This is a genomic window from Sciscionella sediminilitoris, assembly GCF_000737195.2.
GTDB lineage: Bacteria > Actinomycetota > Actinomycetes > Mycobacteriales > Pseudonocardiaceae > Sciscionella > Sciscionella sediminilitoris.
Map to the genome: position 1 here is coordinate 1 of NZ_JALM01000187.1, position 769 is coordinate 769.

Annotated in this window: 1 protein-coding gene; it reads right to left on the reverse strand. The window is 54.6% G+C overall.

Translation table 11 applies throughout. The features are described 5' to 3' along the window. Positions 1-606 (reverse strand): hypothetical protein (locus tag AD72_RS37875; RefSeq protein WP_231645160.1); only part of this gene is annotated, 606 nt, incomplete at its 3' end. Positions 607-769: the final 163 nt, after the last annotated feature.

Below are 769 nucleotides of genomic sequence, written 5' to 3' on the forward strand. Positions count from 1 at the left end.
TTGAAACCATCTCTTAGTTTGGCGCGATGCGAACCTCGCATAACATCCGGGCCCGAACCAATCCCAACGGTCGATGCTCTCAATTTGCCGAGAGACTGCTCTACCGCTTAGTTCGAGCTCCTCGCAGACCAGTCGGCACAACACCGACGGATCCGAGGGATATTGGTGTCCAATCATTAGCTTCTTATCGTCTTCTATCCACGCCTCACCGATCACACCATCGAGAGAGCCGAGCAAGATCAATTCCCATGGGTCCTCATCGACCCTCCGACTGTTTGCCTCGACAAAAGTGTTCCCCCAGAAGGTCTGCACTTCACAACCGCCAACCGACAGAAATGGCATGATGCCGAGTTCCAAGGCTTCGATCCTTATGTCGAAGATACTGTCAGTACCCAATCTTGGGTTCAACTTTCGATGAACTGGCCTGTCGCGCTTCACTGTCTTTAACGCACGGTTCACGACCATCTTGGTTGAGGGCTTCTGAATGCGGATTGTCGTCCGTAAAGATCCTGCAAACCATTTACCAAGCGAAGCCCCGCGCTCTTGATCCACCGTAAACTCGGAGTCATCGAGCACTTTCAGTGCGCGTTTAGATCGATAGTGCATGGCACCCCCTGTGGCGCAACGGAACCTACTGCACCACATTGTCCTTGATTGCCGACCGAAGTCCACCCCGGCGCGCCGACAGCCCTCTTCTGTCCTCAGCCGAAGTCCGTTACCGACGGAATTGGACTTCCCCTGAAATCGTGGAGGGTGGTGTGCCCCGGGG